The sequence below is a fragment of the Mesorhizobium loti CJ3sym genome (assembly GCF_000472785.1).
GTDB lineage: Bacteria > Pseudomonadota > Alphaproteobacteria > Rhizobiales > Rhizobiaceae > Mesorhizobium > Mesorhizobium loti_E.
In genome coordinates, this window is the sequence record NZ_AXAL01000067.1 from 1 (window position 1) to 3,299 (window position 3,299).

General features: G+C 60.1%; 2 protein-coding genes. Both read left to right on the forward strand.

Annotated features, from left to right (window positions below; all coding sequences use genetic code 11):
- Positions 1-453: 453 nt before the first annotated feature.
- Positions 454-729, forward strand: a complete 276-nt coding sequence (locus tag A3A9_RS0136420; protein ID WP_027062827.1) for a hypothetical protein — start codon at positions 454-456, stop codon at positions 727-729.
- A gap of 524 nt (positions 730-1,253) precedes the next feature.
- Complete coding sequence (locus A3A9_RS0136430; RefSeq protein ID WP_051371532.1) at positions 1,254-2,600, forward strand: tetratricopeptide repeat protein; 1,347 nt, start codon at positions 1,254-1,256, stop codon at positions 2,598-2,600.
- Positions 2,601-3,299: the final 699 nt, after the last annotated feature.

Below are 3,299 nucleotides of genomic sequence, written 5' to 3' on the forward strand. Positions count from 1 at the left end.
CGCTATGACCGCTGCGCCCACACCTTCATGTCCGCGATCTGCATCGCTGCAACCGTAATCTTCTGGCTCTGATCAATGAGTCCTGAGCCTAGATCGCGGCAGCCGCTATGGAAATGCATATTCGATGCGTTCGGCTAGAGGTTCAGGGAGACGTCCATAAAGGGATGCCGCATTCGCCAGCTAAAGCTGGCTCGGCAGCAAAGACCTTACCGGTTCGCTTCGACAGAGCATTCAAAACACGTCGATCATCGTCGATGTGCAGCCGCTTGGTTATATGCGCGTCGTCGTAGGCATGTCCGTCCTTAGATAATGAGACCCCGGCCATCACCACGCGGCCCGCGCCTACGAACAAAGACAAGCCAGCGCCAAGGACGCCGCAATACGGAAACCCATGCGACCGGGTGGGTCGACTCGAAAATCGTCGATCTGCGTAGGCTTGGCGGCGAGTTCAGCATGGCGCTCGGGATCAACGAAGCGGGCCTTGTGGTCGGAAACGCGGCGCTCAAGGGCAACTCCCCAACTCACGCCGCCTTGTGGATCGGGACGGCGATCTACGACCTCAACGATCTGTTGGACTCCAGCGGTCGCAGCTGGACGCGCTTCGAAGCGCGAGACATCAACTCGAGCGGCCAGATCGTTGGATTTGGCCGCGCGCCGTCGGGAGAGCCGCACAGATTTCTGCTGACGCCGACAAAACCCATTCCGCTTCCAGCGAAAGACAAGCCGTAGAACGCGGCCCCGCTTATCGCGTGAAGTGCGGATGACGTGCCCAATAGTGTTGGTGACGGTCAGCTACGCGGTGTTCGCCTATGCTTGGCGAACGGGTTACAAGCCAGGACAAAGGTCAGGCCTTGATGGCCGATGTCCCGGCCGCGCGGAAGACGGTACTTAGCCGCAGGGACGACTGCCTGCAGATTAACGCCACCAAACCCGCCGTCTGACCGACGAAAATTTGCTGTGCTAGGGAAGCTTTGCGCCCAATCTCGGCCGTCAAAGCTTCGCTCGCCGATCTCCAAAAGCTGACATTTCCAATGGTGGTGACCTTATTGCAGTCGTCATCTGTGACGCCATTGGCAGAGTGTCACTCCCTGATCGCTTCTTACGAAGAGCAAATCGTCGTCGTCTTGAAGCCAGCCCATGCACATGCCTATCATTTGCGATTGTTGAACCTTTTGTCGCAGTGCTGCGACACAAGGTTATGCAATCCATGACGGCAGGTGTTTTCCGCCCCGCGTTCCCCTAAGGAGGTTTTCATGCGCCGCTTATTGCTGCTTGCCATCGCTCCATTCGCGTTTGCGGCCATGCCGCATGCGAACGCCGAAGGTGTGGCCGACACCGCTATTTGTGCTTCGAGCGATAACGGCGGCTATTCCGCCGAGCAACGCATCGCGGCCTGCACCGACCTGATCGAGGGCAGCAAGAACGATCGGTCGCCGGAATTCGTTGCGGCCCTGGTCAGCCGTGGCGCGACCTATTGGTATGTCGACAAGATGCCGCTCGCGGTTGCCGATCTTAATCGCGCCATCGCGCTCGACCCGAAGAACGCACGTGCCTACCGCGAACGCTCGAACATCTATCGGAGCAGCGGCAGTCTCGACAAGGCGCTGGCTGACGCTAACGAGGCGGCACGCCTCGATCCGAACGATCCGCAGGCCTTCGACAACCGCGGCAACGTGTTCAGCAACAGCAAGCAATACGATCGCGCCATCGACAACTATAACGAGGCGATCCGGCTGGATGCGAAATATGCTCAGGCCTGGCAGGATCGTGGCGCCGCCTACTACTTCAAGCAGAACTACGCCGAGGCAATCAAGAACTATGACGAGGCGATTCGGCTTGATCCAACCAACGCCCGCTTCTTCACCAACCGCGGCGCGGCTTACATGAAGATGGGGCGAATTAGTCAAGCTATCGCCGATGAGAGCGATGCAATTCGGCTCGACCCCACCAGCCCGGAATATTTCGACAACCGGGGCCTGTCCTATGAGGCAAACAAGGACTACGACCGTGCCATCGCCGACTACAATGAGGCGATCCGGCTGCGCCCGCAGGCGAACTTCCTGACCAACCGCGCCGACGCCTACAATCTGAGAGGCGATTTGGACCGCGCTGTCGCCGACTACGACCGCGCGCTCGCGCTCGATCCGGGCTTCTATCTGGCCTACCACAACCGCGCCGCGACCTGGCAGCAGAAGGGCGATCTCGACAGCGCCATCTCCGATTACGAACAGGCGCTACGCATCGATCCAAATGCGGGCTCGGATGCCGAGCAACTCGCCAACTTGCGCCAGGATCGCGACCGCCGCGACGCCCCGCGCTCCGAGCGGCTGCTGCCGACCTTTGATTGCAAGTCGGCAAGCCGCGCGGTCGAGAAGGCGATCTGCTCCGATCCCGACCTGTCGCGACTCGACCGGCAGATGGGCGACGCCTACAAGGCTGCGCTGTCAAAGGTCGACCGGAAGGCGGTGCGGGGGCTGCGCGAGCAGCAGCGCCACTTCATCGCCAAACGCAATAGATGGTTCGGCCGCCCCGACTACCATCTCAAGCGCGAAATGGAGCATCGGCTTACTGAGCTGCGCGGGATCGACGTGGGGAATTGAAACTCTCCGCGGTCATTCCGGGAACTGCACGCGGACTCTACAAAGCGCCGATCCGCGTGGCGCGCCGGGAACGCAATCATCTTGCCAAACGCCTGCGGCCCAAGGGCCGAGGAAGCCGCCTCGGCCCAGTCATCGTAGCGATTTGATGCCTGCAGCGCGAGGTCCGGCACCGCGTTGTCTTCCAGTGAGAGCGCCGCAGCGGCGATAATGTCGCCCGCCCCATAAAGCAACTCGTGGCTTCTCGCGAACGCGTCGAATCAGACCGTCCGCAAGCGCGTGCGGTAGCGTTGGCGTGCTTCGTAGAGTAAGTGCAACTCGCCGTTGTCCCTCTAGTTGATATCCATCTTAGCGAAGATTGGTGATCTCTTCGGCGCGGTCACCATTGCCTTGTCCATACAAACCAAGTTGAGCGCTGCTTGGGGTTCCTTTGCCGTGGCATCAGATGGCGGCGCATGCCTGTTCGCGAAGGGCTTGCTCCACTTGGTAATCGGGCGCGGTGTATCCGGTCCTGTCGCGTCTCATGGACGACGCTTTTGGCTTAGGGTCAGAATCGACTTGCTGCGGGAAGCAGGTAGGCAGCGTCAGGCGTTTGATCAAACAGCTCGATGTGGAGCCTCAACAGGTTGTCCTCGGTCCAGCCGAGGCGGCTGATTGGTGTTAGTGACTTTAGGCTGCCGTGCGGACGATGCCAATTGTATC

Coding starts and splice junctions, on each gene's coding strand:
- A3A9_RS0136420 (WP_027062827.1), top strand. CDS start 454: ATGGCGCTCGGGATCAACGAAGCGGGCCTTGTGGTCGGAAACGCGGCG.
- A3A9_RS0136430 (WP_051371532.1), top strand. CDS start 1,254: ATGCGCCGCTTATTGCTGCTTGCCATCGCTCCATTCGCGTTTGCGGCC.